This window comes from Pseudomonas sp. XP2 (assembly GCF_053557975.1).
This window is the reverse complement of the sequence record NZ_JBNRIK010000001.1, coordinates 227,229-252,854: the sequence shown is the minus strand read 5'-3', so window position 1 is coordinate 252,854 and position 25,626 is coordinate 227,229. Positions and strand designations below refer to the sequence as shown.

Annotated in this window: 19 protein-coding genes; 6 read left to right on the top strand and 13 right to left on the bottom strand. The window is 62.8% G+C overall.

Features of this window, described 5'->3' with window-relative positions:
* Nucleotides 1-75: 75 nt before the first annotated feature.
* Both msbA and ACK1VC_RS01055 read right to left on the bottom strand, forming a co-directional pair.
* On the bottom strand, nt 76-1,884 hold the full coding sequence (gene msbA, locus ACK1VC_RS01060; RefSeq protein ID WP_016489481.1) for a lipid A export permease/ATP-binding protein MsbA: 1,809 nt from the start codon (nt 1,882-1,884) through the stop codon (nt 76-78).
* 15 nt (nt 1,885-1,899) lie between these two features.
* Nucleotides 1,900-3,075: an O-antigen ligase family protein gene (locus tag ACK1VC_RS01055; RefSeq protein ID WP_024717358.1), complete on the bottom strand. Its 1,176-nt coding sequence runs from the start codon at nt 3,073-3,075 to the stop codon at nt 1,900-1,902.
* A 101-nt stretch (nt 3,076-3,176) separates the two neighbouring features.
* Here ACK1VC_RS01055 and ACK1VC_RS01050 point away from each other — a divergent pair, with 101 nt between their 5' ends.
* Nucleotides 3,177-3,782, top strand: coding sequence for a hypothetical protein (locus ACK1VC_RS01050; protein ID WP_016489483.1), 606 nt, complete (start codon nt 3,177-3,179; stop codon nt 3,780-3,782).
* A gap of 3 nt (nt 3,783-3,785) precedes the next feature.
* On the opposite strand, the gene ACK1VC_RS01045 is transcribed toward ACK1VC_RS01050, so the two are convergent.
* The 8 genes from ACK1VC_RS01045 to ACK1VC_RS01010 form a co-directional block, all read right to left on the bottom strand.
* Nucleotides 3,786-4,877, bottom strand: a complete 1,092-nt coding sequence (locus ACK1VC_RS01045) for a glycosyltransferase (protein ID WP_095116431.1) — start codon at nt 4,875-4,877, stop codon at nt 3,786-3,788.
* Between the two features lie 37 nt (nt 4,878-4,914).
* Nucleotides 4,915-5,688: a glycosyltransferase family 2 protein gene (locus ACK1VC_RS01040; RefSeq protein ID WP_449117808.1), complete on the bottom strand. Its 774-nt coding sequence runs from the start codon at nt 5,686-5,688 to the stop codon at nt 4,915-4,917.
* A gap of 64 nt (nt 5,689-5,752) precedes the next feature.
* Nucleotides 5,753-6,709: a glycosyltransferase family protein gene (locus ACK1VC_RS01035; RefSeq protein WP_060516862.1), complete on the bottom strand. Its 957-nt coding sequence runs from the start codon at nt 6,707-6,709 to the stop codon at nt 5,753-5,755.
* 48 nt (nt 6,710-6,757) lie between these two features.
* A complete protein-coding gene (locus ACK1VC_RS01030) occupies nt 6,758-8,161 on the bottom strand; it encodes a PIG-L deacetylase family protein (protein ID WP_060516864.1) in 1,404 nt (467 codons plus the stop codon).
* Nucleotides 8,158-9,054 carry an antimicrobial resistance protein Mig-14 gene (locus tag ACK1VC_RS01025; RefSeq protein WP_016489488.1) on the bottom strand — a complete coding sequence of 299 codons (897 nt, stop codon included), beginning with the start codon at nt 9,052-9,054 and terminating at the stop codon, nt 8,158-8,160. The genes ACK1VC_RS01030 and ACK1VC_RS01025 overlap by 4 nt, the downstream gene beginning before the upstream one ends.
* Complete coding sequence (locus ACK1VC_RS01020; protein WP_016489489.1) at nt 9,054-10,184, bottom strand: glycosyltransferase; 1,131 nt, start codon at nt 10,182-10,184, stop codon at nt 9,054-9,056. The genes ACK1VC_RS01025 and ACK1VC_RS01020 overlap by 1 nt, the downstream gene beginning before the upstream one ends.
* Nucleotides 10,168-11,925, bottom strand: a complete 1,758-nt coding sequence (locus ACK1VC_RS01015) for a carbamoyltransferase family protein (protein WP_016489490.1) — start codon at nt 11,923-11,925, stop codon at nt 10,168-10,170. Before ACK1VC_RS01015 ends, ACK1VC_RS01020 begins: the two co-directional genes overlap by 17 nt.
* Nucleotides 11,926-12,145: 220 nt before the next feature.
* Nucleotides 12,146-12,982, bottom strand: coding sequence for a 23S rRNA (adenine(2030)-N(6))-methyltransferase RlmJ (locus ACK1VC_RS01010; protein WP_016489491.1), 837 nt, complete (start codon nt 12,980-12,982; stop codon nt 12,146-12,148).
* Between the two features lie 186 nt (nt 12,983-13,168).
* Between ACK1VC_RS01010 and ACK1VC_RS01005 the strand changes: the two genes are divergently transcribed.
* On the top strand, nt 13,169-13,423 hold the full coding sequence (locus tag ACK1VC_RS01005; protein ID WP_016489492.1) for a hypothetical protein: 255 nt from the start codon (nt 13,169-13,171) through the stop codon (nt 13,421-13,423).
* Between the two features lie 77 nt (nt 13,424-13,500).
* Here the strand turns inward: ACK1VC_RS01005 and putP are convergent, their stop codons facing one another.
* Nucleotides 13,501-14,979 (bottom strand): sodium/proline symporter PutP, encoded by a 1,479-nt coding sequence (gene putP, locus ACK1VC_RS01000; protein ID WP_016489493.1) that lies wholly within the window; start codon nt 14,977-14,979, stop codon nt 13,501-13,503.
* Between the two features lie 358 nt (nt 14,980-15,337).
* Between putP and putA the strand changes: the two genes are divergently transcribed.
* Nucleotides 15,338-19,291, top strand: coding sequence for a trifunctional transcriptional regulator/proline dehydrogenase/L-glutamate gamma-semialdehyde dehydrogenase (gene putA / locus ACK1VC_RS00995; protein ID WP_016489494.1), 3,954 nt, complete (start codon nt 15,338-15,340; stop codon nt 19,289-19,291).
* Nucleotides 19,292-19,720: 429 nt separating this feature from the next.
* Here putA and ACK1VC_RS00990 read toward each other — a convergent pair whose 3' ends face one another.
* On the bottom strand, nt 19,721-19,984 hold the full coding sequence (locus ACK1VC_RS00990) for a DUF3077 domain-containing protein (protein ID WP_023046985.1): 264 nt from the start codon (nt 19,982-19,984) through the stop codon (nt 19,721-19,723).
* A gap of 93 nt (nt 19,985-20,077) precedes the next feature.
* The gene (locus ACK1VC_RS00985) at nt 20,078-20,320 is read right to left on the bottom strand and encodes a hypothetical protein (RefSeq protein ID WP_096426996.1); all 243 of its coding nucleotides are present in this window, start codon (nt 20,318-20,320) and stop codon (nt 20,078-20,080) included.
* Nucleotides 20,321-21,076: 756 nt separating this feature from the next.
* On the opposite strand from ACK1VC_RS00985, the gene ACK1VC_RS00980 reads away from it, so the two are divergent.
* From ACK1VC_RS00980 to ACK1VC_RS00970, 3 genes are all read left to right on the top strand, one after another.
* Nucleotides 21,077-22,879: an acyl-CoA dehydrogenase gene (locus ACK1VC_RS00980; protein ID WP_191087045.1), complete on the top strand. Its 1,803-nt coding sequence runs from the start codon at nt 21,077-21,079 to the stop codon at nt 22,877-22,879.
* A gap of 32 nt (nt 22,880-22,911) precedes the next feature.
* The gene (locus tag ACK1VC_RS00975) at nt 22,912-24,354 is read left to right on the top strand and encodes a TldD/PmbA family protein (RefSeq protein ID WP_191087046.1); all 1,443 of its coding nucleotides are present in this window, start codon (nt 22,912-22,914) and stop codon (nt 24,352-24,354) included.
* Nucleotides 24,354-25,626 (top strand): TldD/PmbA family protein (locus tag ACK1VC_RS00970; RefSeq protein ID WP_449117807.1); only part of this gene is annotated, 1,273 nt, incomplete at its 3' end. The genes ACK1VC_RS00975 and ACK1VC_RS00970, both read left to right, overlap by 1 nt.

The following is a 25,626-nucleotide window of genomic DNA, read 5'->3' as shown; positions in this document are numbered from 1 at the left end:
ACGGCTTTATGGCCAGATCGCCCCCGGAAAATTCCCGTGACAATCGGGGCCGTTACGGCCCCGATGAGGGAGGACTCAGGTGATATCGGCCTTGACCGGCTCATCCAGGCCCATGGCGTGCAGGCGGGCATAATGGCCATTAGCCGCGAGCAGTTCGGCATGGGTGCCGCGCTCTACCAGACGGCCCTGGTCCATGACCAGGATCTGGTCGGCCTTCTCGATGGTCGACAGACGGTGGGCGATCACCAGCGTGGTACGGCCTTGCATCACATGGTCCAGGGCAGCCTGGATGTGCCGCTCGGATTCGGTATCCAGGGCCGAGGTGGCCTCATCCAGAATCAGCAGCGGCGCGTTCTTCAGCAGTGCCCTGGCAATGGCCAGGCGCTGGCGCTGGCCGCCGGAGAGCAGCACGCCGTTTTCACCCACGTCGGTATCGAAGCCCTTCGGCAAGCGGTCGACGAACTCCTTGGCGTAGGCATCGGCCGCAGCGGCTTCGATGTCTGCGCGTGGGGCACCTGCCAGATCGCCATAGGCGATGTTGTTGGCCACGGTGTCGTTGAACAGGGTAACGTGCTGGGTCACCTGCGAAACGTGGCGGCGCAGATTGCGCAGGCGGTAGTTCTCGATCTCCACACCATCGAGCAGGATCTGCCCCTGGTCATGGTGATAGAAGCGCGGGATCAGCGCCGCAAGGGTCGATTTGCCGCTGCCAGAGCGGCCAACCAGGGCGATCATCTGCCCTGGCTCGGCGACAAAGCTGATGTCGCTCAGCACTTCACGCTCGGTACCTGGGTAGGTGAAGCTCAGGTTGCGCACTTCCAGGCGGCCTTCCACACGGTCCTTCTCGACCGTACCGGTGTCCAGTTCAGGCTCTTCGTCCAGTTGCTCGAAGATGCTTTCTGCACCTGCCAGGCCCTTCTGGATGGTCGAGCTGACTTCCGACAACTGACGAATCGGCTTGGGCAGCAGGCCGGCAGCAGTGATATAGGCCACCAGGTCACCGGCGGTGGACTCACCACGCAGGAACAGCACCAGGAACATCAGCGCCGCCATGGCGCTGTAGATCACCAGCTGCAGCATTGGCGTGTACAGGGAGCCGGTCTTGGTCATGCGCAGCTGCTTGTCGGTGTTGCTCTGGCTGGCCTTGCTGAACCGCTGCTCTTCGTAAGCCTCGCCGCCGAAGCTACGGACAACGCGATAACCCTGGATGGTTTCCGACGCGACGTGGGTGACGTCACCCATCGCCACCTGGATCTTCTTGCTCTGCTTGCGGAATTTCTTGCTGGCGATGCTGACCATTACCGCGATCACCGGCAGGATGGCGACCATGACCAAGGTGAGGTGCCAGTTCATCCACAACAGGTAGGCGAACAGGAACACCACGGTCAGGCCTTCACGGATGACCACCTTGATTGCATCGGTGGCAGCACCGGTGACCATGGTCACGTTGAAGGTGATACGCGAAATCAGGTGCCCGGAGTTGTGGTTGTCGAAGTAGCGGTTGGGCAGTACCAGCAGCTTGTTGAACAACTCCACGCGCAGGTCGTGCACCAGGCACAGGGAAACCTTGGCCAGGAAATAGTTGCCAAGGAAAGACCCCAGGCCCTGCCACGCAGCGATCAGGATGATCAGCAACGGCACCGCCTGCAGCAATTGCAGGTCGCGCAGGTAGGGGACGTTGGGGAACAACACCGCTTCAGGGTTGCTCAGCCCATCGACAAAGTACTTGAGAATGCCGGCCAGCATCGGCTGGGTCGAGGCAAAGATCACGAAACCGACAATGCTCAGCAGGAAAATGCCGACATAGGGTTTCACATAGCCCAACAGCCGGAAATAGATCTTCAGGCTGGAGGTGTGCTCCGCCGGTCGCGGTGTTTCGGCCATTATCGAGCTCGCTGTTCAGGTTGAACCGGAAATTTTACCACAGGCGTCATTTTCGGCACGCCCCCATGGCAGCATCATGGCAAGGCCAACAGGCAGCCAGCTGATGAACCATTCTGCACGTGGCGTACCGGTAAGGCTGGCGGCATCGAACTGCATGGCCAGTGTCGAGTACACCCATAAGCCCAGCAGGAGCTTGCCGAACAGGGTACCGCGCGCGCGGATGATTTCACCCAGGGTGAACAACCACACCATGACCCAGAGCAGCATGCCAGGCAGGCCCATCTCCACGGCAACGTGGGTGAACATGTTGTGGGTGTGGTCGAAGTGCCTGCCCACCGCACTGACATCGTAGTCAGCCCCCAGGCCCAGGCCTGTCCAGGGGTGCGCGGCAATCATGTTGACCACGGCATGGAAAATTTCTGGCCGGTAGGATGAACCGCGCTCGGCGATCAGGTCATACGCCGCATACAAGGCAAAGCCGGTTGCAATGACTGCCAGGATGGCGAACACCCGGCTGTGGCGGTCACGGAACCACAGCGGTGCGATCATGACGGTGAGCACCAGGGCCAACAGCGCGCCACGGCTTTGACTGAGCACGGCAAACGCGCCAAGACAAGCCAGTGCGAGCACCCACAACAGCTGCGGGCCACGCTGCTGCGGCGGCTCATACAGCAGGAAAAGAACGGCCGAGCCAACGACATAAGCGCCCAGAATGGGGTGTGATATCTCGCCAATCCCGGCCAGGCGGACCAGCAACGGCTCACCCTGCAGCCCGTAGAAATTGATGATCGACACCAGCGCAGCGAGGGCCAGCAGGCCGCTCCCTAGCAGCAACAGCTGGCGAATCCTCGCAAGGCCAAGCTGAGCCAACAAGGGGAACGCGAGCAGGAACACCAGAATGTAGAGCAGCCGCTTGATTTCACGCCCCGTGTCCTCTGCGGGCGACCAGGCCAGGCTCAAGCCACTCCAGGCCAACAGCACCATCACACTCATCCATAGCGCCGGCTGACGCTTCCAGCCTTGCACCAGCACCTCGCGGGCGGACCATGCCAGCACCAATGTCGGTAGCCACAGGAACAGCACCAGGCCTTGCTGATAAATCTTGTTGCTCGGCGCCAGGGCAATCGCTGCCAGAAACCAGACCAGACCCAATCCCAGCCAGGCCTGCGCCCAGTTTTTTTGATACAGCATCCATTTCCCCCGATGAATCAAAAACACCATCCATGGTGCTAGAACATTATTTTCGGCATTATTGCCGGTCATTTTGCTCGCCAGACGACAAGGCTCTATTCATGCAATGCTCCCGGCTCACCCAGGTCGACTTCGATCAGCTGACACAAGGCGCACAGGTGCTTGAGGCAGACAGCCATGGCGCCAAAGTCTACCTGCTCGCGGATGGTAATTTCCTAAAGGTTTTTCGTAGGAAGCGGCTGATTTCATCTGCACTGCTGCGCCCATACTCCCAGCGATTCGTCGATAACGCCGCGCGGCTGGCGGAACTGGGTATCCCCACGCTCGAAGTGATCAGCCAGCACAAGCTCGACGTGCCAGGCCGCACTGCCGTGCTGTACCGCCCGTTACCCGGCCGCACCTTGCTGCAAATGTCGCGTGATGACGGCTTCAGCTGGGATACTTACCTGCCGCAACTGATCCAGCTGGTTCGCCAGCTGCACCGCAGTGGCGTGTACTTCCGTTCGTTGCACTTGGGCAATGTGGTGGTTACCCCCGACCAGCACCTGGGCCTGATCGATGTGGCCGACATGCGCTTCCTGCGCCCGCCGCTCTCGGCACGCATGATTCGTCGCAATGTGCAGCACATGGTGCGTTATATCGAGCGGGAGAACCTGGGCGACCAGTTCCCCCTCGCCGCCTTCGAGGCAGCCCTGCTGGCGCGCTGAGCGTCAGTTGCGCAACAGGCTCTGTGAGCCGGTACAGAACGCCTGCCAGGCCTGCTCCGGCGCCAGTGCCTGACGCTGCCGCGCGGCAACCGCCGGGGCGCTGAGGGCTGTGCAACGCTCGATCGCATCAGCCCAGGCGCTTTCGTCGGCGATGGGCAGGTAGACCCCGGTGTCGCACAACTGTTCGCGGAACACCTGCAGGTCACTGCACACGACCGGTACATCGGCCATCACAGCCTCTTGCACCACCAGCCCCAAGCCCTCGGAACGCGAGGGCACCAACAGCCAGTCGAACGCTCGATACAGCAGCTGCAGGTCTTCGCGGTGACCGCGCAGATGCACGCGCCCAGCCAGGCCCAGCGCATTGATACGCTGCTGCAGCAAGGCATGCTGTGGCCCCTCGCCGATAATCGCCAGCTGCAGGCCTGGTTGCCGCGCACTGGCCTTGGCGAAGGCCTCGATCAGCATTTCAAATCCTTTGCTCTCTACCAACCGCCCTACCGCGCCCAGCATCACCCCGTCGGCCTGAGGCAACTGCAACGCCTGCCTGGCCTGGTTCCGGCTCAGCAACGGTTCGACGAACGCCAGCGGGTCGAGCGCCATGCGCAGGGTCTGCACTGGCCTGCCCAGGTCATGTTCCAGCGATTTGGCCAGCGTATGCGACACGGCCGCGATGCTCAGCCGCTCGCCCGGAAACATGCGCAACAGGCGAATGTCACTGTTGTTCAGGCGCGTTTTGCCATGGAACAGCACCTTGGCCCGAACATGGGGAATGTTCCGCAGTAGCGGCAATACCAGCCGCGCAACCCCAATACCATCGAGCAGTACGATTTCTGCCTTGGCCTCTGTCAGCCCCTTGCGCAAGCGCATGCGCAACCACGGCCGCAGCAGGCGCCACAGGTGCCGCCCTTTCAGAGCTCGTGGTGGCATGTGCCACTCCCGTGTTGAACCGAGCCCACAGCACAGCCCGCTACCCAGCAGCAACCAGTTACTGATCCGGGCATCGGTGCCGGCGTGCGACAGCACTTGCCGATGCACCTTGTGGATGGACATGTACGGCGTTCCACCCGCCCACATCATATTGACGATGTTCATGGGCCCTCTCCCGCTCATGTCAGGTGGGACAGCGACTTCATTGAACAAAAAGGGTGATACCCATGCCGATCAAAGCACCTGTCACCAGCGTCAATGCCAGCTTGATACGATCACGTTGACGACGTTTGGCCTTGCGCGCCACTTCGATGGGCAAGGTCACGTGATTGCCAAAGCCAGTGTGCAACACTGCATCACCTTCCAAGGTGACCGCTGTCAAATTAAACTCAGCGTAGCGTCGGGAAAGCGCCTTCTCTCCAGCATAGGCGGCGAATGGCGCACAGCGCTGATAATCACTCAATCGACGCAGGCCGGGATTGAGCGAAAACGCTTGCCATTCGGCCTTGTCGGACAGCAGCGGATAACACGGCACGCCGGCAATGACCTGGCGATCGCCCAGGTGAATGTAAGGGCTGTGGATAGCCAAGTCATGGGCATGGCTGCGCAGCCACACTTGCAGCAGGTCAGGCCTGGCATCCAGGATAGCCCGCGAGTCTTCGACAAAGCTCTGGCGGTAGAAGTGCCAGTCGTCTTCGCAGTGGAAGATGTAAGGCGTCGTGACGTGACTGTAGGCCAGGTCGATCGAGGGCAACTGGCCGAGTTTGGGCCGGTTGACGAACACCTTGCAGTACGGTCTCCAGTGCTCAGGCACCGCAGCATGCACGGCATCGTCACCGGAATCTTCGGTGATGAACACTTCGCGAATGGGCGCTGTGTTGTAGCGATCGAAACTCTCAAGGGTGTCTTTGAGCAGATCGAACCGCTCACAACTGGTCACGACGAGCGTGACATCACTTTCTTCTGAAAAGCGCACCGGACTCCCTCCGCATTGCGACTATCGGCTTTCAACACCCGCTCCTGGGCGCGAAAGCTCTTGTTTAGATGCCCAGCGTCAGGCGTAGCCGCTGCCACGCAGACAACGGCGGGTGGGGCCTGAGCGCCGGGCGCATGTGGTCGACGATGCTACGTCCAACGGCGGCGAAACTGAAACGGGAAACCGCCAGATGGCGGCCATTTTCAGCAATCTGCCGGGCAAGTTCTGGGTCTGCACGCAAACGGCGGAGCTTTTCCTGAAGGGTCGGGATGTTGTCATAGAACACCACGTTGTGCATGTCTTCCAGGCCCAGCGCGCGGTTTTCTTCCTCGCCCTGGTCGTACGCCAGCAGTACACAGCCGCAGGCCATGGCTTCGAAGTTCTTGATCATGTATTCGCCCATGCCGACGTCGGCACTGACGAAGAAACGAATACGGTTGAGCGTGTTGCAGTAGTCTTCACCCGACTTGGTGCGGGTGACCAGCAGGTTCTCGACCTGCCCCAACTCATCCAGCAGCGCCTTGCGACCGCTGTAGGCCACGCTGTTGACACTGCCGACGAAGGCCAGTTCGATGTCGCGCTCACGCCCTTGGTCGGCCAGCAACTGCTCGTCATAGCCCTTGGGCACGAACACCGCATCGAAACCTTCCTGGCGCAGGCGCTCGCTGACCATGTAGCCAGAGCTGATCACCCGCGCCCATGGCAACTGGCGGTAATGGGCGCTGAACTTGCCGGTGTACTTGCACGGGATGTAGTTCTGGTAGGCGTCGTGCTCGAGGATGACCAGGTTCGGTACGGTACGGATGAAGGCCACCTGACGGATTTCCTGCTTGAAGCGCAGAAAGAACACGATGCGGTCATAACGCTCGACCTGCACTTCACGCTTGAAGTAGCGACGCAGGTTGCGCTGGTCTTCGCTGGTCAGCCAACGCAGGTCGCACTCGCAGTTGGCCGCGACGCCATCGTACAGGCGGTCGAGAATCGCCCGCTGTTCCTTCTGCACCAGAAATAGGACTTTCATTGCTTTCCTTGGGCGCTCTGCGCCATCGCGGTCAACCATGGGGCGTACTTACAGCTCGCGCCGCCAGAACAGTTCGTGTCGGCGCACGGCCTTGCGGAAGAACTCGTTCTCCCCATAAGGCGACGGCCGCCGTCCGGCCAGCCAGCGTTGCAGCAAGCGGCGCAGGCGGCGCTTGAATGGCGGGGCCGGCTGCAGGTCGTGCATCATGCCCAGGGCCATGGCCTTGTCGTGCTGGGTAGCCACGTCCAGGACCAGGCTGCAAGGTGCCCAGGCCTGCACAGCACTCAACTGCGGAGGCAAGGCCACACCATCGCCGCTGTCGCCCATGGGCCAGCGGTCGTTGTCATGCAGGTGGTTGGCGTAGCACAACAGGGTTTGTGGCTGCCAGGCCAGGCCTTGCAAGGCCTCCAGCACCGCTGCCTGAGCGCAGATGTGATCGGGGTGCGGGTCGAGTTGCGGGTGCGGCATTACCAGGACTTGCGGCCTGGCCATTTCCAGCAAGGTACGCAGGTCGGCCAGCAGGTTGTTCCAGGTTGGCGCACCATCGCTGTCGGCCGGCAGCGGGAACGGGTTGAACTGGCGAAATACGCGGATATCGGCCAGCTCGGCCTCGCGTGACGCAACAGGCTGCTCTGGCGCGGCCTGCATGGCAGGCAACTGCAGGCAGAAGTAGCCCAGCTGTACGCAACGCGACTCCGGCACACCGGCCCAACGCGGCACGGCGATGCTGTCCCAGGCGCGCAGGCGGCCCTTCAGGCGCGCGGCCTCGGCCTTGCCCAGGCCCATCTGCTGATAGTGCTCGGCCTCGATTTCACCGGCGGTCAGCGTCACTACCCAGGTTTCATCTGCCTGGCTGTAAAGGCCATACGCAGCAAGCTCGGCGTCGTCGGCATGCGGCGCAATCACCATCACCCGGCGCCGTTGCAGTTCGACCGCCGGCGTTATCCACAGACGCGGCTCGCCCAGCAGCCGGCAATGGCGACCACGCAGGCGCAATGCGCCGGCCTGGAGCGGCGCAGCCAGGCCGGTCAGGTTGAGGAAGCGCACGCCATCGACGCCACGCTCGAAGGTTTGCCGATCGGCCTGCTCACCCGCCAGCAGCGCGACCTGCGGGTCCAGGAACCGACCGAGCCAGCTGCCTTTTACCCGCAGCTCAAGCACAAGGGTTTCATCGCCCTGTAGCACGCAGTCGGCCTTGAGCAGGCCCGCGTGCAGGCTGGCAGGTACTTGCCGCGCCTGGTCACCGAAGTCGTAGGCGTAGTCCTCGCCGGGTGCGTAGAACAGGTGGTCGGCAAACCAGGCCTCGTGGGCGGCCCAGAGCAGCGGCAACAGCAACAGCGGCAGCCACCACCAGGCCAGTACACCGAGGGCGACCAGCGCAACCAGGCCTGCCAGCAAGCCCAGACGCTTGTTGCGCCGGTGGCGCTTGAGCAACTGCTGCTTACGGCTCACGCCTGATACACCGGCACAGGGTTGCACCAACGGTCCTTGTATTCGCGGTCGGCACGGCCGAACGAGAACCGCAATGGTTTGTTGCGCGCCCGGGCGTCTTCCCAGGCGGCCTGGGTATTGAGGAAACTCAGCACGCTGCCTGGGCTGAAGGCCTTGGTTTCAGGGTCTACACCGCCATTGATGTACTCGACGCTGACCCAGTCCGGCGCTTCGACGCGGTACACCAGCTGAATGGCAATCGGCTTGCCGTCCAGCATCAGCACAGAGCCGATCAGCAGCTCGCGCAGACGCTCCAGCACCTCGGCCATGCGCTCGGCACCGGTGGCAGGGAAGCCCCAGCGGCGCTGGAACAGGTCGCAGTACATGCTGGCGATTTGCTGGGCACTGAAGTCGCTGATCGGGCGCACCACGCCACCCGCCTCTTCCAGCAGGCGCAGTTCGCGGCGCTGGTTGTAGCGGAATTTCTTCGACAGGTCTTCGTGCGCCCGCGCCATCGCCAGCTGTTCCTTCTGTTCCTTGAGGCCCGTGAAACGGCCCTGGCTCAGTTCGGACAGGTAGCGTGCGGTATGGCGCAACGGTGCAGCGGCATCGGCCGCAGCTGGCAGGATGATTTCGGCATTGCCCAAGTCGAACAGGGCTTTTTTGCCGGCACGCTTGAGCACGTCCTTGGCCAGCGCCAAGTGGCGCCCCCAGGTCGGGATGGCGGCTTTCAGCTCGCCGGCCTGATACCAGCCCAGGTAACGTACCGGGATCTGCGCCAGGTCAGCCAGTTGCTCGACCACCAGCGGATGGGTGGCGACACTGCCACCAAAACGCGCCCATGCCTCGGCGTAGGCCTTGGCGTCGATCGTTTGCCACCCGCGCTCGCGGAAGGCCTGGATACGATTGAGCATCAAGCCTGCCCCACCAGTGCACGTACCTGCGGCAACTGCCAGAAGGTCTCGCGTACCGCCTGGTCGGAGAAGCGTTCACGCAGGCGTTGCAGCATGTGCTCAGCACAGGCCTGGCGCTGTTCGGCGCTCAGCGTGGCCATATGCTCCAGGCCCTGAGCCAACTGGGCAGCATCGCCCAACGGGAACAGCACACCCACACCCTCGACCACTTCACGAGCCCCGCCGCAAGCCGTGGCCAGCACCGGTACGCCAGCGACCATGGCTTCGAGCAGGACCATGCCGAACGGCTCGTGGTCGGAGCTCAGGGCGAACACATCGAATGCCTCGAAGTAGCGGCGTGCATCCGGCACCTGGCCCAGGAAGCTCACCTGGCCGGCAATCCCCAGCTCGGCGGCCAAGGCCTTGAGCTCGGCCTCTAGCCGGCCCTTGCCGAGGATCGCCAGGCGCGCGCCGGCCGGCAGCTTGGGCAGCGCCTGGGCAAAACCACGCAACAAAGTGGCCTGGTCCTTGTCCGGGTGCAGGCGACCGACATTGCCGACGACCCACGCCTGCGTGTCCAGGCCCAGAGCCCGGCGAGCCTCGGCGCGCGGCACCAGGGCCGTTTGCAGGGCGTCGATGTCGATGCGGTTATACAAAGTCTGGATGCGTTCGGCTGGCCACTGTGGCAGGCAGCGGCGCATGTCGTCACGCACCGCGTCTGACACGCCCAGCAGGCTCAGGCGCTTGCTGAACAGGTTGGCGAACAGCCGGCGGCCTTTGCGCTCATAGTCGCCAAAGGCATGGTGCACGCCGATCACCGGCAGGCCGGTGCCCAGCAGGGCCACGTAGATGGGCTTGAAGCGGTGGGCAATGCAGAAGGCGAAGTTGCGCTCGGCCGCAATGCGCCGCAAGGCACGGATGGCACCGAGCTTGAGGCCACGCACGGCCTTGGAGCTGAACTCAAGGAACAGCACCTCGTCAGACGCGCAACCGGCCGCCACCTGCGGGTCGGCGGCACCGGTGAGGAACACCGTGGTGACCTGGTAGCCACGCCCCTGGAACAGGCTGGCGTACTGACGGGCACAGTCGAGGAACGGCCCGTCATAGCCATGGCAGAACTGCAGGATGCGCGGTTCAGAGCGGCTGGTCATAGGCGGCCGCGCCGTCCTTCACCACCAGGATGTCTTCCATGATCAGGTACTGCAGGTCCGAGCCGAAGAACATGTTCAGGGCATCGGTCGGCGAGCAGATCATAGGTTCACCGCGACGGTTGAGCGAGGTGTTCAGCGACACGCCATTGCCGGTCAGGTCTTCCAGCGCCTTCATCATGTCGTAGTAGCGCGGGTTGTACTCGCGCTTGAGCACCTGGGCACGCGAAGTACCGTCCTCGTGCACCACTTCCGGTACGCGGGTCTTCCACTCTTCAGCCACTTCGAAGGTGAAGGTCATGAACGGTGCCGGGTGGTCGACCTTGATCATCTGCGGGGCGACGGTGTCGAGCATCGACGGGCAGAAAGGTCTCCAGCGCTCGCGGAACTTGATCTGGTGGTTGATGCGGTCAGCCACGCCTTCGACGCTCGGGCAGCCGATGATCGAACGGCCACCCAGGGCGCGCGGGCCGAACTCCATGCGGCCCTGGAACCAGGCCACCGGGTTGCCGTCGACCATGATCTGGGCGATTTGCTGCGGCATGTTGTCGAGCTTGCGCCACTTGGGCTGGTTCGGGTGACGGGCGCAGGCGGCGATCACGTCTTCGTTGGAGTACGAAGGGCCGAGATACACATGCTCCATCTTCTCCACCGGTACGCCGCGGGCGTGGGAAACATAGGCTGCGGCGCCGACAGCAGTACCGGCGTCGCCGGAGGCCGGCTGGACGAACAGCTCTTTCACGTCCGGGCGGGCGATGATCTTCTGGTTGAGCTTGACGTTCAGCGCGCAGCCGCCGGCGAAGGCCAGCTTGCCGGTTTCACGCAGGGTGTCGCCCAGGTAGTGGTCGATCATCTGCAGCGCCAGCTTCTCGAACAGCGCCTGCATGCTGGCGGCGTAATGGATGTACGGCTCGTCTGCGATGTCGCCTTCGCGCTTGGGGCCCAGCCATTCGATCAGCTTCGGCGAGAAGTAGAAACCCTTGCCCTTCTCTTTATAGCGGCGCAGGCCAATGACGTTGGCGTAATCGGTGTTGATCACCAGTTCGCCGTTTTCGAAGCTGGCCAACCGCGAGAAGTCGTACTTGCTGGCGTCGCCGTACGGCGCCATGCCCATGACCTTGAACTCGCCGTCGAGCATTTCGAAGCCGAGGAACTCGGTGATCGCACCGTACAGGCCACCCAGGGAGTCCGGGTCGAAGAATTCCTTGATCTTGTGGATCTTGCCGTTTTCGCCGTAGCCAAAGAAGGTGGTGGCGTATTCGCCTTTACCATCAATGCCGAGGATCGCGGTTTTTTCCTTGAAGCCAGAGCAGTGGTAGGCACTGGAGGCGTGGGCCAGGTGATGCTCGACCGGCTCGATCTTGACCTTTTTCGGGTCGAAGCCCAGCTGCTCCAGGCACCAGACGATTTTCTTGCGATAGCGCTTGTAGCGACGGTTGCCCATCAGGATCGCATCGAGGGCGCGATCCGGGGCGTACCAATAGCGCTTGGCATAGTGCCAGCGCGCCTTGCCGAACAGGCTGATCGGGGCGAACGGGATGGCTACCACGTCGACGTCGGACGGTTTGATGCCTGCCTGCTCCAGGCAGAACTTCGCCGACTCGTAGGGCATGCGGTTCTTCGCATGCTTGTCACGCACGAAGCGCTCTTCTTCGGCGGCGGCAATCAGCTTGCCGTCAATGTACAGGGCCGCGGAAGGGTCATGGCTAAGGGCGCCGGACAGGCCAAGAATCGTCAATGCCAAGGGATTAGCCTCTTCATTCGGTAAAAATGCGCCAGCGGCCTCATGGGCGGGTGGCGGCTAAAGGGCGGGATTATAACGCAAACATGCGCGCAACGCGGCAACCCGTACTGGCCTCATCGCCGGCAAGCCAGCTCCCACAGGAACACCGCTGCCCTCAAGGGAGATGCAGTACTTGCAGGAGCTGGCTTGCCGGCGATGAGGCCAGTACAGGCAGGCAATACTATTCGGCGATGAGCCAGTCCATGCGATAGCTACCGTCCGTCTGCGCCAGCTCCTTGGCCAGCCACGGCAGCAGCTCCTTGAGCTCTTCTTCCAGGCCCCATGGCGGGTTGGCGATGGCCAGGCCCGAGCCATTAAGGCCCTGCGGGCTGTCCTGGTGGTGCACATACAGCTCGACCCGCAGCAATTTTGGCGCGCCAGTGCTGGTCAGGTCCTGGTAGTAACGCGTCAGCGAGCGCTGGTCCTTGATGGGGTACCAGATAGCCGCGACGGTCTGGCGCATGCGGCTGATGGCCTCTTTCATGGAATGGGTGCAGCGCTTGAGCTCATCGGCCTGCTCGAACGGCGGGTCGATCAGCATGATCGCGCGCTTTTCCTGCACAGGTAGCAGGGCCCTGGGCACATGCCAGCCTTCGCCCAGGTGCACGACCACACGCGGGTCTTTTTTCATGTTCTCTTTGAGCAGCGGCCCGTCTTCAGGATGCTTTTCGTTGAGCAGGGCGCGGTCTTGCTGGCGCATCAGGCGGCGAGCCAGCTCGGGCGAACCGGGGTAGTAACGCAGCTCGCCGTCCGCGTTCAGGCGCTTGATGACGCGCAGGTAGTCGGCAGCCATGGCTGGCACATCATCGCGGCCCCACAAGCGGGCGACGCCTTCCAGGTACTCGCCGGTCCGGGTTGCCTGGTCGCCTTGCAGGTCGTACAGACCAAGCCCGGCGTGGGTATCGATGTAGGCAAATGGCTGCTCCTTGCGCGACATCAAGGCGATGAGGCGGGTCAGCACGATGTGCTTGAGGACGTCGGCGTGGTTGCCGGCGTGGAAGGCGTGACGATAGTTCATGGCAACTCCTGCGGGGGTGGCAAGTTTACCTTGCCTTGCAGACGGAGTCAGGTGCAGCAATCAACCGCAAGCGCCCTCGCGCCGTTGAGAAGCCATGAAAACCCTCATCGTTCGGAATGAATTCCTGATTCGCTGCGCCCCTGCAAATCCCAAGAATCGAGTCTCCACCAACCAGGAGCAAATGAAATGAAAGCTTCCATCCAATACGATAAAACTCAAAACCGCCTGCACGGCAAACTGGGCCTGGACAATGTGCCTTATACCGCCCAGCTCAAACTCAAGAACCCTGAAGGCGTTACTGAGACACTGGTAGTGCCAAGCTCGAAATCCGACGAATGGGAGGTTGGCCTGGACCGGCATGGCCCTGGCAAGTATGAAGCCCTGATCGTGCCACGTGTGGCCGGTGCGTTCGAACCAACGCGGTGCGAGTTCACCCTGTAAGCAATCATCCGCTACAAACGAGTACGGCCCGAACAACACTGTTGTTCGGGCCGTACTCGTTGCCTACCCAGCACTCATCACTTGTCAGCGTGATACGCCGCGTCTGCCGTCTCGAAGCGCTGCACCATTGCCCTGGAGGGGCTGCCCAGCTTGCTCACCAGAACGATGGCGATGCTCGCCAGCAGGAAGCCCGGGATAATTTCGTACAGGCCCCAGGTATCGATCTGCTTCCACAGGATAACGGTCAGTGCACCCACCACGATACCGGCCAGCGCGCCGTTTCGGGTCATGCCTTTCCACAGCACCGAAATCAGCACCACCGGACCGAAGGCGGCACCGAAGCCAGCCCAGGCGTAGGCCACAAGGCCCAGCACGCGGTTTTCCGGGTTGGCAGCCATGGCGATGGCAATCAGGGCCACGGCCAGCACCATCAGGCGACCGACCCACACCAGCTCGAGCTGCGAAGCGTTCTTGCGCAGGAAGGCCTTGTAGAAGTCTTCGGTCAATGCACTGGAGCACACCAGCAACTGGCAGCTCAGGGTGCTCATTACCGCCGCAAGAATGGCCGACAGCAGTACGCCGGCGACCCATGGGTTGAACAGGATCTTGGCCAGCTCTATGAACACACGCTCATGGTTCTCGGTGACCGGGCCCGCCAGGTCAGGGTTGGCCGAGAAGTAGGCGATGCCGAAGAAGCCCACGGCGCAGGTACCGGCCAGGCACAGGATCATCCAGGTCATGGAGATGCGGCGAGCCTTGGCGATCGATTTCACCGAATCGGCGGCCATGAAGCGCGCCAGGATGTGCGGCTGGCCAAAGTAGCCCAGGCCCCAGCCCATCAGCGAGATGATGCCGATGAAGGTAGCACCTTTGAACATGTCGAAATTGGCTGGGTTCACCGCCTCGATGGCAGCAAAGGTGGTGTCGAAACCGCCCGTGGAAATCAGCACGATCACCGGGGTCAGGATGAGCGCGAAGATCATCAGCGAAGCCTGAACCGTATCGGTCCAGCTCACCGCCAGGAAACCACCGACGAAGGTGTAGGCGATGGTCGCTGCGGCGCCAGCCCACAGGGCAGTCTCGTAAGACATGCCAAAGGTGCTTTCGAACAGGCGGGCACCGGCAACGATGCCAGAAGCGCAGTAGATGGTGAAGAACACCAGGATGACGATCGCCGAAATAATCCGCAGCAGGCCGCTATTGTCTTCGAATCGGCTGGAGAAGTAGTCCGGCAGAGTCAGCGCATCGCCGTTGTGCTCGGTCTGGACACGCAACCGGCCAGCGACGAACAGCCAGTTCAGGTAAGCACCAACGGTCAAACCGATGGCGATCCAGGCCTCGGACAGGCCCGAAAAGTAGATGGCGCCCGGCAGGCCCATCAGCAGCCAGCCGCTCATGTCGGATGCCCCGGCAGACAGCGCTGTAACAACGCTACCCAGGCTGCGACCACCCAGAATGTAATCGGAAAGGTTGTTGGTGGCGCGATAGGCGGCGAAGCCGATCAGTACCATTGCTGCGATGTAGACCACGAAAGTGATCGTAAGTGGATTGCCCATGCGTGTGCCCTGGCGTTTGTTTTTATCTCATGCACAACCATAGTCGTGACGGTTGCACCCAGGCGGCGAATCCTATGCAACAACGCAAAGCAGGTGCAACCATTTTTCATTTGGAAGTTGCACCCGCTCGTCAATATTCCGTAGGAGGCACTTTTTTGCTCCTTTTTGGAGCATCACAGGGGTTTTTCATAAGAAAACTCACCCTTAAAGCCCTTATTGAAGGGCATGGAAATGTCTGTCAGACGAGTTGCACCTATAGCGCCAAAAAATGCGGTTGCACCTGGTTGCACCCGAATTGTCCTACAGCTACTCTTGGCGCCAGCTTAGGCCACAGCCGTGGCAATAACGAGGATAAGAAATGGCGACTACCACCCTTGGGGTCAAACTCGACGACCCGACCCGTGAGCGACTCAAAGCAGCTGCGCAGTCCATTGACCGCACGCCGCACTGGTTGATCAAGCAAGCGATCTTCAATTATCTGGAGAAGCTTGAGGGTGGTGCCACCCTGACCGAACTTAACGGCCATGTCGGCAACCTTGTCGACGATGCCGGTGAGATCCCGGCCGACCACAGCCACCAGTGCTTCCTCGAATTTGCCGAGAGCATCCTGCCGCAGTCGGTACTTCGCGCGGCAATCACCGCCGCCTACCGCCGCCCCGAGCAAGAGGTGGTGCCGATGCTGCTGGAACAGGCGCGCCTGAGCGCACCACTGGCCGAAGCCACCAACAAGCTGGCCGCCGGCATTGCCGAAAAACTGCGTAATCAGAAGAGTGCTGGCGGTCGCGCCGGCATCGTCCAGGGCCTGCTGCAGGAGTTCTCGCTGTCGTCCCAGGAGGGCGTGGCGCTGATGTGCCTGGCCGAAGCCCTGCTGCGCATCCCCGACAAGGGCACCCGCGATGCGCTGATCCGCGACAAGATAAGCACCGGCAACTGGCAGCCGCACCTGGGCAACAGCCCGTCGCTGTTCGTCAACGCCGCCACCTGGGGCCTGCTGCTGACCGGCAAGCTGGTCAGCACCCACAACGAATCCGGTCTCACCTCCTCGCTCACCCGCATCATCGGCAAGAGCGGCGAGCCGATGATCCGCAAGGGCGTCGACATGGCCATGCGCCTGATGGGCGAGCAGTTCGTCACCGGTGAGACCATTGCCGAAGCCCTGGCCAACGCCAGCCGCTTCGAGGCCAAGGGTTTCCGCTATTCCTACGACATGCTCGGCGAAGCCGCACTGACCGAGCACGACGCGCAAAAGTACCTGGCCTCCTACGAGCAAGCCATCCACTCGATCGGCAAGGCCTCCCATGGCCGCGGCATCTATGAAGGCCCGGGCATCTCCATCAAGCTGTCGGCGCTGCATCCGCGCTACAGCCGCGCCCAGTACGAGCGCGTGATGGAAGAGCTGTACCCGCGCCTGCTGTCGCTGACCCTGCTGGCCAAGCAGTACGACATCGGCCTGAACATCGACGCCGAAGAAGCCGACCGCCTGGAGCTGTCGCTCGACCTGCTCGAGCGCCTGTGCTTCGAGCCGTCGTTGGCGGGCTGGAACGGTATCGGTTTCGTTATCCAGGCCTACCAGAAGCGCTGCCCGTACGTGATCGACTACGTCATCGACCTGGCCAAGCGCAGCCGCCACCGCCTGATGATCCGCCTGGTAAAAGGCGCCTACTGGGACAGCGAGATCAAGCGCGCCCAGGTCGAAGGCCTGGAAGGCTACCCGGTCTATACCCGCAAGGTGTACACCGATGTTTCCTACGTCGCCTGCGCCCGCAAGCTACTGGCCGTACCAGAAGCCATCTACCCGCAGTTCGCTACCCACAACGCCCACACCCTGTCGGCCATTTACCACATTGCCGGGCAGAACTACTACCCGGGCCAATACGAGTTCCAATGCCTGCACGGCATGGGCGAGCCGCTGTACGAGCAAGTGGTCGGCAAGATTGCCGATGGCAAGCTGAATCGCCCTTGCCGGGTCTATGCGCCGGTTGGTACCCACGAGACGCTGCTGGCCTACCTGGTACGCCGCCTGCTGGAAAACGGCGCCAACACCTCGTTCGTCAACCGCATCGCCGACCACTCGATCTCCATTCAGGAACTGGTCGCCGACCCGGTCGCCAGCATCGAGCGCATGGGCACCCAGGAAGGCAACATCGGCCTGCCACACCCGCGTATCCCGTTGCCGCGCGACCTGTATGGCACTGAGCGGGCCAACTCGGCCGGCATCGACATGGCCAACGAGCACCGCCTGGCGTCACTGTCCTGCGCCATGCTGGCCACCGCTCACAACGACTGGAAGGCCGCCCCGATGCTGGCCTGCGCCGCCAGTGAAAGCGCTGCCGCGCCGGTACTGAACCCAGCGGATCACCGCGACGTGGTCGGCCATGTACAGGAAGCCACCGTTGCCGACGTGGACAACGCCATCCAGTGCGCTTTGAACGCCGCGCCGATCTGGCAGGCCACCCCACCCGCCGAGCGCGCTGCCATTCTGGAACGCACCGCCGACCTGATGGAGGCCGAAATCCAGCCGCTGATGGGTCTGCTCATCCGCGAAGCCGGCAAGACCTTCGCCAACGCCATCGCTGAAGTGCGTGAAGCCGTGGACTTCCTGCGCTACTACGCCGTGCAGGCACGCAACGATTTCAGCAACGACGCCCACCGCCCCCTGGGCCCAGTGGTGTGCATCAGCCCATGGAACTTCCCGCTGGCGATCTTTACCGGCCAGGTAGCTGCGGCCCTGGCTGCCGGCAACCCGGTGCTGGCGAAGCCCGCCGAGCAAACCCCGCTGATCGCCGCCCAGGCCGTGCGCCTGCTGCTGGAAGCCGGCATCCCCGAGGGCGTGCTGCAACTGCTGCCGGGCCGCGGCGAAACCGTCGGCGCCGGCCTGGTGGGTGACGAGCGCGTTAAAGGCGTGATGTTCACCGGTTCCACCGAGGTTGCCCGCCTGCTGCAGCGCAACGTCGCCGGCCGCCTGGACAACCAGGGCCGCCCGATCCCGCTGATTGCCGAAACCGGCGGCCAGAACGCGATGATCGTCGACTCCTCGGCGCTGACCGAGCAGGTGGTGATCGACGTGGTGTCCTCGGCCTTCGACAGTGCCGGCCAGCGTTGCTCGGCCCTGCGCGTGCTGTGCCTGCAGGAAGACTCCGCCGACCGCGTAATCGAAATGCTCAAGGGCGCCATGGCCGAAAGCCGTCTGGGCTGCCCTGACCGCCTGGCCGTGGACATTGGCCCGGTGATCGACGCCGAAGCCAAGGCCGGCATCGAGAAGCACATCCAGGGCATGCGCGAGAAAGGCCGCGCGGTCTATCAGGTGGCCATTGCCGACGCGACCGAGGTCAAACGTGGCACCTTCGTGATGCCGACCCTGATCGAGCTGGAAAGCTTCGACGAACTGAAGCGTGAAATCTTCGGCCCGGTGCTGCACGTGGTGCGTTACAACCGCCGCAACCTGGACCAACTGATCGAGCAGATCAACAACTCCGGCTACGGCCTGACCCTCGGCGTGCATACCCGCATCGACGAGACCATCGCCAAGGTGGTGGAAACCGCCAACGCCGGCAACATGTACGTCAACCGCAACATTGTGGGTGCAGTGGTGGGCGTGCAGCCGTTCGGTGGTGAAGGCCTGTCTGGCACCGGCCCGAAAGCCGGCGGCCCACTGTACCTGTACCGCCTGTTGTCGACCCGCCCGGCCGATGCCATTGGCCGCCACTTCCAGCAGCAGGACGGCGAAGGCAAGCCAGACCGCACCCTGCACGAACAGCTGGTCAAGCCGCTGCACGGCCTGAAGGCCTGGGCCCAGAGCAACCAACTGGCCGACCTGGCTGCGCTCTGTGACCAGTTCGCCAGCCAGTCGCAGAGCGGCATCGCCCGCCTGCTGCCAGGCCCGACCGGCGAGCGCAACAGCTACACCATCCTGCCGCGTGAGCACGTGCTGTGCCTGGCCGACAACGAGGCTGACCTGCTGGCGCAGTTGGCCGCCGTACTGGCCGTCGGCAGCTCGGCGGTGTGGGCAGACAGCGAGCCTGGCAAAGCCCTGCGTGCCCGCCTGCCGCGTGAGCTGCAGGCCAAGGTGAAGCTGGTGGCAGACTGGAACAAGGATGAAGTGGCGTTCGACGCCGTGATCCACCATGGCGACTCGGATCAGCTGCGCAGCGTCTGCCAGCAGGTGGCCAAGCGTGCCGGTGCCATCGTCGGTGTGCACGGGCTGTCCAGCGGGGATCACCAGATTGCGCTGGAGCGGTTGGTGATTGAGCGGGCGGTGAGTGTGAACACTGCTGCTGCCGGCGGTAATGCCAGCTTGATGACCATTGGCTGAGGCTGAGGGTTGTTGAAAAAAGGAGAGCTTCGGCTCTCCCTTTTTTATGGGGGTTTGTCGTGAGATTGGGGTGGGCTGACAGGTGCTCGCCACGACATTATCTGCGCCTGCAAGACCGAGCGCCGCCCGCGCGGCGCATCGCGACGCAAGGCCGCTCCCACATCTGTTTCGGGCCAGTCTCTCCTGTGCCTATGGCGCGCGCACCCTGGGTGCATGGCTGGAGATCGATAAAGAGCGACTGCGCCCACTTCAATACCGCATGGAACAAACAAGGCGGACAGCGGTGGCCTCACAGAATGGACTGGCCCGGAACAAATGTGGGAGCGGCCTTGCGTCGCGATGCGCCGCGCGGGCGGCGCTCGGTCTTGCAGGCGCAGAAAATGTTGTGACTAACACCTGGCCGCCTTCACGCAACCGGAAGGCAAGCCCTCACTGCTTCATGCCCAACTCGGCATCATCCATCAGTGCCTTTGCCATGGCACTCAGGTAATGGGCAGCCCATATCATCATTGGCTTCTCATCCATCAGCCCGGTAATGGTCAGTTCGCGCACATAGCCCATCAATTCCGACGACTGCTCGCGGGCATCCATGCACGGGATACCGGGCTCGATGCGGAACAATGGATGCGTGCCGTTTTCGCCCTGGTAGAAAGTTGTCTTGCCGACGGTGAACTGGGGGTCTTCTGTTGTCATTGTTCAATCCCCTGATAATTCTCGACTGCCTGGCCTGGCCCTTTCGCGGGTTTACCCGCGAAGAGGCCAGCCCAGGCAACACATTACGCAGCCTCAATGCACAGGCCTGGCCTCAGCGGGCATCTGCACCTGAACCAATGCAGACTCAAGCAAAGCCCGCAGCGCCTCCAGTTCATGCATCGTGGTCATCATCAGGATCGAAGCCGGCGACCTGGGCTGCAGCTGTATGGCGTGGTGCACCACGGTTGCGGCACACAGCGCGTGATCCGTGGCCTGGATCAGGGTGTCTTCAAGGGAATGGGCGTTAAGGGGTGGATCGGGGACTATCTTCAGCATCATGGTTCACCTAGTGATAAAGGCCACTACACACCTGCTGTCAAACAAGAGGGTGGCAGCTGTACATGGGTTGACAGACCGGTAGGCAAACCAAAACCCGGCGCACACGAAGTGCCCCATGCACAGCTGCCATAAAGGCAAAGCGATGCGGTTTGACCTAAGCGGCCTGTCAAAGCCGGTCACTGATTTGGCAGCGACCACCCGAGACTAGGGCCCGATCCAGAGCACCGCAATGGCTTGAAGGGGGTTGGGAGTATGTTTGGGAAATGGACTACATGGAATAGGTGAAAACCTAAAATGATCTGCCGAAACTGGCCGGAATGCGGTGAGGCTGGAAGGTGTTCGCTCACCTTTTGCAGCGCCTGTGAAATCGCGCGCCGCCCGCGCGGCGCATCGCGACGCAAGGCCGCTCCCACATCTGTTTCGGGCCAGTCTCTCCTGTGCCTATGGCGCGCGCACCCTGGGTGCATGGCTGGAGATCGATAAAGAGCGACTGCCCCCCCTTCAATACCGCATGGAACAACCAAGGCGGACAGCGGTGGCCTTACAGGATGGATTGGCCCGAAACAAATGTGGGAGCGGCCTTGCGTCGCGATGCGCCGCGCGGGCGGCGCTCGGTCTTGCAGGCGCAGAAAAAATCAAGGCAAGCACCTGTATGCCCCACCCGTTCTAAACCCATATCACCCAAACCTATTAACCTCCCCCCACCCCACCCGATTCCCTACACTCGCAGCATCCCGCCTCAGGACCGCCCCCATGCCCGAGACCCTGCTCAGCCCCCGCAACCTGGCCTTTGAGCTCTACGAAGTGCTCGACGCCCAAGCCCTCACCCAGCGCCCGCGCTTTGCCGAGCACAGCCGCGAAACCTTCGACGCGGCACTGGCTACCGCCCGCATCATCGCCGAAAAGTACTTCGCCCCGCACAACCGCAAGGCCGACGAAAACGAGCCGCGCTACGTGGACGGCCGCGCTGAACTGATCCCCGAGGTCAAGCCTGCCGTCGACGCATTTCTCGAAGCCGGCTTCCTCAACGCCAACCGGGACTTCGAGTTCGGCGGCATGCAGCTGCCCAGCCTGGTTTCGCAGGCCTGCTTCGCTCACTTCCAGGCTGCCAACGCCGGCACCACGGCCTACCCGTTCCTGACCATGGGCGCAGCCAACCTGATCGAAAGTTTCGGCACAGAGGAACAGAAGCGTCTGTTCCTGCAGCCAATGATCGAGGGCCGCTACTTCGGCACCATGGCGCTGACCGAGCCCCACGCTGGCTCGTCTCTGGCCGACATCCGCACCCGTGCCGAACCTGCGGGCGACGGCAGCTACCGGCTCAAGGGCAACAAAATCTTCATCTCCGGTGGCGACCACGAACTGTCGGAAAACATCGTGCACATGGTGCTGGCAAAGCTGCCGGACGCACCGCCCGGGGTGAAAGGCATCTCGCTGTTCATCGTGCCCAAGTACAACGTCAACCCCGACGGCAGCCGTGGCCCGCGCAACGACGTGCTGCTGGCCGGGCTGTTTCACAAGATGGGCTGGCGCGGTACCACCTCCACCGCGCTGAACTTCGGCGACAACGACCAGTGCGTCGGCTACCTGGTCGGCCAGCCGCACCAAGGCCTGGCCTGCATGTTCCAGATGATGAACGAGGCGCGTATCGGCGTTGGCATGGGCGCGGTGATGCTCGGATACGCCGGCTACCTGTATTCGCTGGAATATGCCCGCCAACGGCCGCAAGGCCGGCTGCCGGACAACAAAGACCCGCTCAGCCCGGCGGTGCCGATCATCGCGCACACCGATGTGAAACGTATGCTGCTGGCACAGAAGGCGTACGTGGAAGGCGCCTTCGACCTGGGCCTTTACGCCGCGCGCCTGTTCGACGATACCCACACCGCCGATGACGAAACGTCCCGCACACAAGCGCAGGCGCTGCTCGACCTGCTGACCCCGATCGTCAAGTCGTGGCCCTCGACGTTCTGCCTCAAGGCCAACGAACTGGCTATCCAGATTCTCGGCGGCCACGGCTACACCCGCGAATACCCAGTGGAGCAGTACTACCGCGATAACCGCCTGAACCCGATTCACGAGGGTACCGAGGGCATCCAGTCTCTCGACTTGCTTGGGCGCAAACTGGCCCAGAACAATGGTGCCGGGCTCAAGCAACTCATTCGGCTTATGGCAGCAACTGGCGAGCGCGCCAGCCACAACCCAAACCTTGACCCCCTGCGCCAGCCGCTGGAGCAATTGGTCAACCGCCTGCAAAGCGTAACCTTGGTACTGCTCGGCGATCTGGCCAAAGGCAAAGTCGCTGACACCTTGGCCAATTCGGCCCTGTACCTCAAAGCCTTCGGTCACTGCGTGATCGGCTGGCGCTGGCTGGAACAGGCCATTCACGCCGAGCTTGGCCTGCAGAAAGGTCACCCTGCCGATCGCGACTTCTATCAGGGCAAGCTGCAGGCCGCGCGTTATTTCCTGACCTGGGAAGTACCGGGCTGCCATAATGAGCTGGCATTGCTAGAGGCGCGCGACAACACTTGCCTCACCATGCAGGACGAGTGGTTCTAAGGGGGAGCCACCGTGTACACGGAGGCTTTTGCATGTTCGATTCCAGCGCCCTGCTGCGCCAGCGCTTTGCCGCGCTGCGCAGTACGGCCGAGTTGTTTTCCCTGCGCCATGTGAAACAGTCGCACCAGGCGCTGTCGGTTCGCCGCAATGTTGCCGAACCGCCGCTCTTCAGCCAGGACGAAGGCGCCATGCTCACCGCGCGGGTCAATGGCGTGGAGGCCTATGCGGCCACCGCCGACCTCTCCCAGGCTGGCCTGCAACGCGCATTGGAACAAGCCGAGGCGCTGGCCCGGCAGATTGCCCGACACAGCCTGCTGGACCTGCGCAACCAGCCGGTGACCAGCGCACGCCACGACCATATCTCGCCCAACTTCGACCAGCCCGGCCCCTCCCTCTCCGACTGCCTTGGCCTGCTCGCCGCCGAATCGGCCAGCGTGCCCAAAGACAGCCGTCTGGTGGACTGGCAGGCCAGTCTGGGCCTGAGCCTGGTGGAGCAAACCTACCTGAACTCCGCGGGCGCCGAACTGCGCCACGCACAGCGTTTCCTGTTCCCGGGGCTGGGCGTAACCGCCAGCGATGGCCAGGACAGCCAGAGCCGCAGCCTGGGCCGCGACAACTTCGGCCAGCAGGGCGGTTTCGAAATCATCGAGCGCTGCGGGCTGGTCGGCGCCGCCCGGCGGGTGGCCGACGAGGCACTGCAACTGCTGCTGGCCCCCAACACCCCCAGCGGCCCGCGCGACCTGCTGCTGATGCCCGACCAGATGATGCTGCAGATCCACGAGTCCATCGGCCACCCGCTGGAAATGGACCGCATCCTTGGCGACGAGCGCAACTACGCGGGCACCAGCTTCGTCAAAGCCAGCGACTTCGGCCACCTGCAGTACGGCTCCCGTCTGTTGAACGTGACCTTCGACCCGACCATCGGCGAAGAACTGGCCAGCTACAGCTTTGATGATGACGGCACCCCGGCCAGCAAGCAGTTCCTGATCCGCGACGGCTTGCTGCTGCGCCCACTGGGCGGCGCGCTGTCGCAGTTCCGCTCAGGCCTGGACGGCGTGGCCAACAGCCGCGCCTGTGGCTGGAACCGTGCGCCGATCGACCGTATGGCCAACCTCAACATCGAGCCGGGTGACCAGAGCCTGCACCAGCTGATCCAGGGCATCGAGCACGGCATCCTGATGCGTACCAACCGCTCCTGGTCCATCGACGATGCGCGCAACAAGTTCCAGTTTGGCTGTGAATGGGGCCAGTTGATTGAAAACGGCGAGCTCAAAGGCATCGTCAAAAACCCCAACTACCGTGGCATCTCCGCGCAGTTCTGGCGCAACCTGTCGGCCGTCGGCGACCGCAGTACCTTCCAGGTGCTGGGCACGCCCAACTGCGGCAAGGGCGAACCCAACCAGGTGGTGCGGGTCGGCCACGCATCGCCGGCCTGTGTGTTCCGCCAGATCGATGTATTCGGAGGAGACGCCTGATGAAGCATGCTTTCGAAACCCTGGTTGCGGATGTGCGCGCCGCCCTGCAAGCAGGCGAGCAGTTCACCCTCGGCTACAGCGCAGAACAGTCGCAATTCGTGCGCTTCAATCACGCCAAGGTTCGCCAGGCCGGTGAAGTGAGCCAGGCCAGCGCGCAGCTGCGGCTGGTGCGCGATGGGCGCCAGGCGGAACAGCAGGTGACCTTGAGTGGCGACGTGCAACTGGATCGCCAGCGCCTGAGCGATGCGCTTGAGCAGCTGCGCCAGACCTTGCCGCTGCTGGCCCTCGACCCTTACCTGCGCCTGGACGAAAGCGCCTGGCACAGCCACAGCCAGCAGGAACACCCCCTGCCCGCACTGGACGAAGTACTGGCCCTGCTCGACCGTGAAGCTGGCGACCTGGACCTGGTCGGCATCTACGCCGCCGGCCCGATCTGCCGGGGCTTTGCCAGTTCCTTCGGGGCCTTCGGCTGGCACCAGGCCAACAGCTTCAACTTTGACTGGAGCCTGTTCCACGAAAACGGCCAGGCGGTGAAGGCCAACTGTGCCGGCCAGCTGTGGAGCGCCGACGACTTCATCGCACGCTTGCGCCAGGCACGTGAACAACTGGGGTTCCTGGGTCGCACGGCGGTCACCCTCAAGCCCGGCAGCTACCGCGCCTACCTGGCGCCTGCGGCCATGGACGAAATTGCCGGCATGTTGTGCTGGGGCGGGTTTTCCGCGCAGGCCCTCGCCACCGGCAACAGCGCCTTGCAGCGCCTGTACAACGGCGATGCACGGTTAAGCCCGCTGGTGAGCTTCACCGAACAGGTCAGCGGCTCGCTGAGCCCGGCGTTTTCCGATGAAGGAGCGCCACGCCTGGATGTGCCGTTGATCCAGCAAGGCGCAGCGCTGCAACGCTTGGTCAGTGCGCGCAGTGCGGCCGAGTTCGAACTGCAGGCCAACGGTGCCGACAGCTACGAGTCGCCCTGCGCGCTCAGCCTGGCGCCTGGCAACCTGGCCAGCGAACAGATCCTTGAGCGGCTAGGCACCGGGCTGTACATCAGCAACCTGTGGTACCTGAACTACTCTGACCTGCCGGCAGCGCGGATGACCGGGCTGACCCGCTTCGCGACCTTCTGGGTGGAAAACGGGCAGATCCAGGGGCCGGTGAGCACCATGCGCTTCGATGACAGCCTGTACAGCCTGCTGGGTAGCCAGCTGGAGGACCTGACCCGGGAGCGCGAGATGATCTTGTCGACCAGCACCTATGGGCAGCGCAGCACCGGGTCGA

Coding starts and splice junctions, on each gene's coding strand:
- ACK1VC_RS01025 (WP_016489488.1), bottom strand. CDS start 9,054: ATGCTCAATCGTATCCAGGCCTTCCGCGAGCGCGGGTGGCAAACGATC.
- ACK1VC_RS01005 (WP_016489492.1), top strand. CDS start 13,169: ATGAAAGCTTCCATCCAATACGATAAAACTCAAAACCGCCTGCACGGC.
- putP (WP_016489493.1), bottom strand. CDS start 14,979: ATGGGCAATCCACTTACGATCACTTTCGTGGTCTACATCGCAGCAATG.
- ACK1VC_RS01045 (WP_095116431.1), bottom strand. CDS start 4,877: ATGAACATCGTCAATATGATGTGGGCGGGTGGAACGCCGTACATGTCC.
- ACK1VC_RS01050 (WP_016489483.1), top strand. CDS start 3,177: ATGCAATGCTCCCGGCTCACCCAGGTCGACTTCGATCAGCTGACACAA.
- ACK1VC_RS00975 (WP_191087046.1), top strand. CDS start 22,912: ATGTTCGATTCCAGCGCCCTGCTGCGCCAGCGCTTTGCCGCGCTGCGC.
- ACK1VC_RS00980 (WP_191087045.1), top strand. CDS start 21,077: ATGCCCGAGACCCTGCTCAGCCCCCGCAACCTGGCCTTTGAGCTCTAC.
- ACK1VC_RS01055 (WP_024717358.1), bottom strand. CDS start 3,075: ATGCTGTATCAAAAAAACTGGGCGCAGGCCTGGCTGGGATTGGGTCTG.
- putA (WP_016489494.1), top strand. CDS start 15,338: ATGGCGACTACCACCCTTGGGGTCAAACTCGACGACCCGACCCGTGAG.
- ACK1VC_RS00990 (WP_023046985.1), bottom strand. CDS start 19,984: ATGACAACAGAAGACCCCCAGTTCACCGTCGGCAAGACAACTTTCTAC.
- ACK1VC_RS01020 (WP_016489489.1), bottom strand. CDS start 10,184: ATGACCAGCCGCTCTGAACCGCGCATCCTGCAGTTCTGCCATGGCTAT.
- ACK1VC_RS01010 (WP_016489491.1), bottom strand. CDS start 12,982: ATGAACTATCGTCACGCCTTCCACGCCGGCAACCACGCCGACGTCCTC.
- ACK1VC_RS00985 (WP_096426996.1), bottom strand. CDS start 20,320: ATGCTGAAGATAGTCCCCGATCCACCCCTTAACGCCCATTCCCTTGAA.
- ACK1VC_RS01035 (WP_060516862.1), bottom strand. CDS start 6,709: ATGAAAGTCCTATTTCTGGTGCAGAAGGAACAGCGGGCGATTCTCGAC.
- msbA (WP_016489481.1), bottom strand. CDS start 1,884: ATGGCCGAAACACCGCGACCGGCGGAGCACACCTCCAGCCTGAAGATC.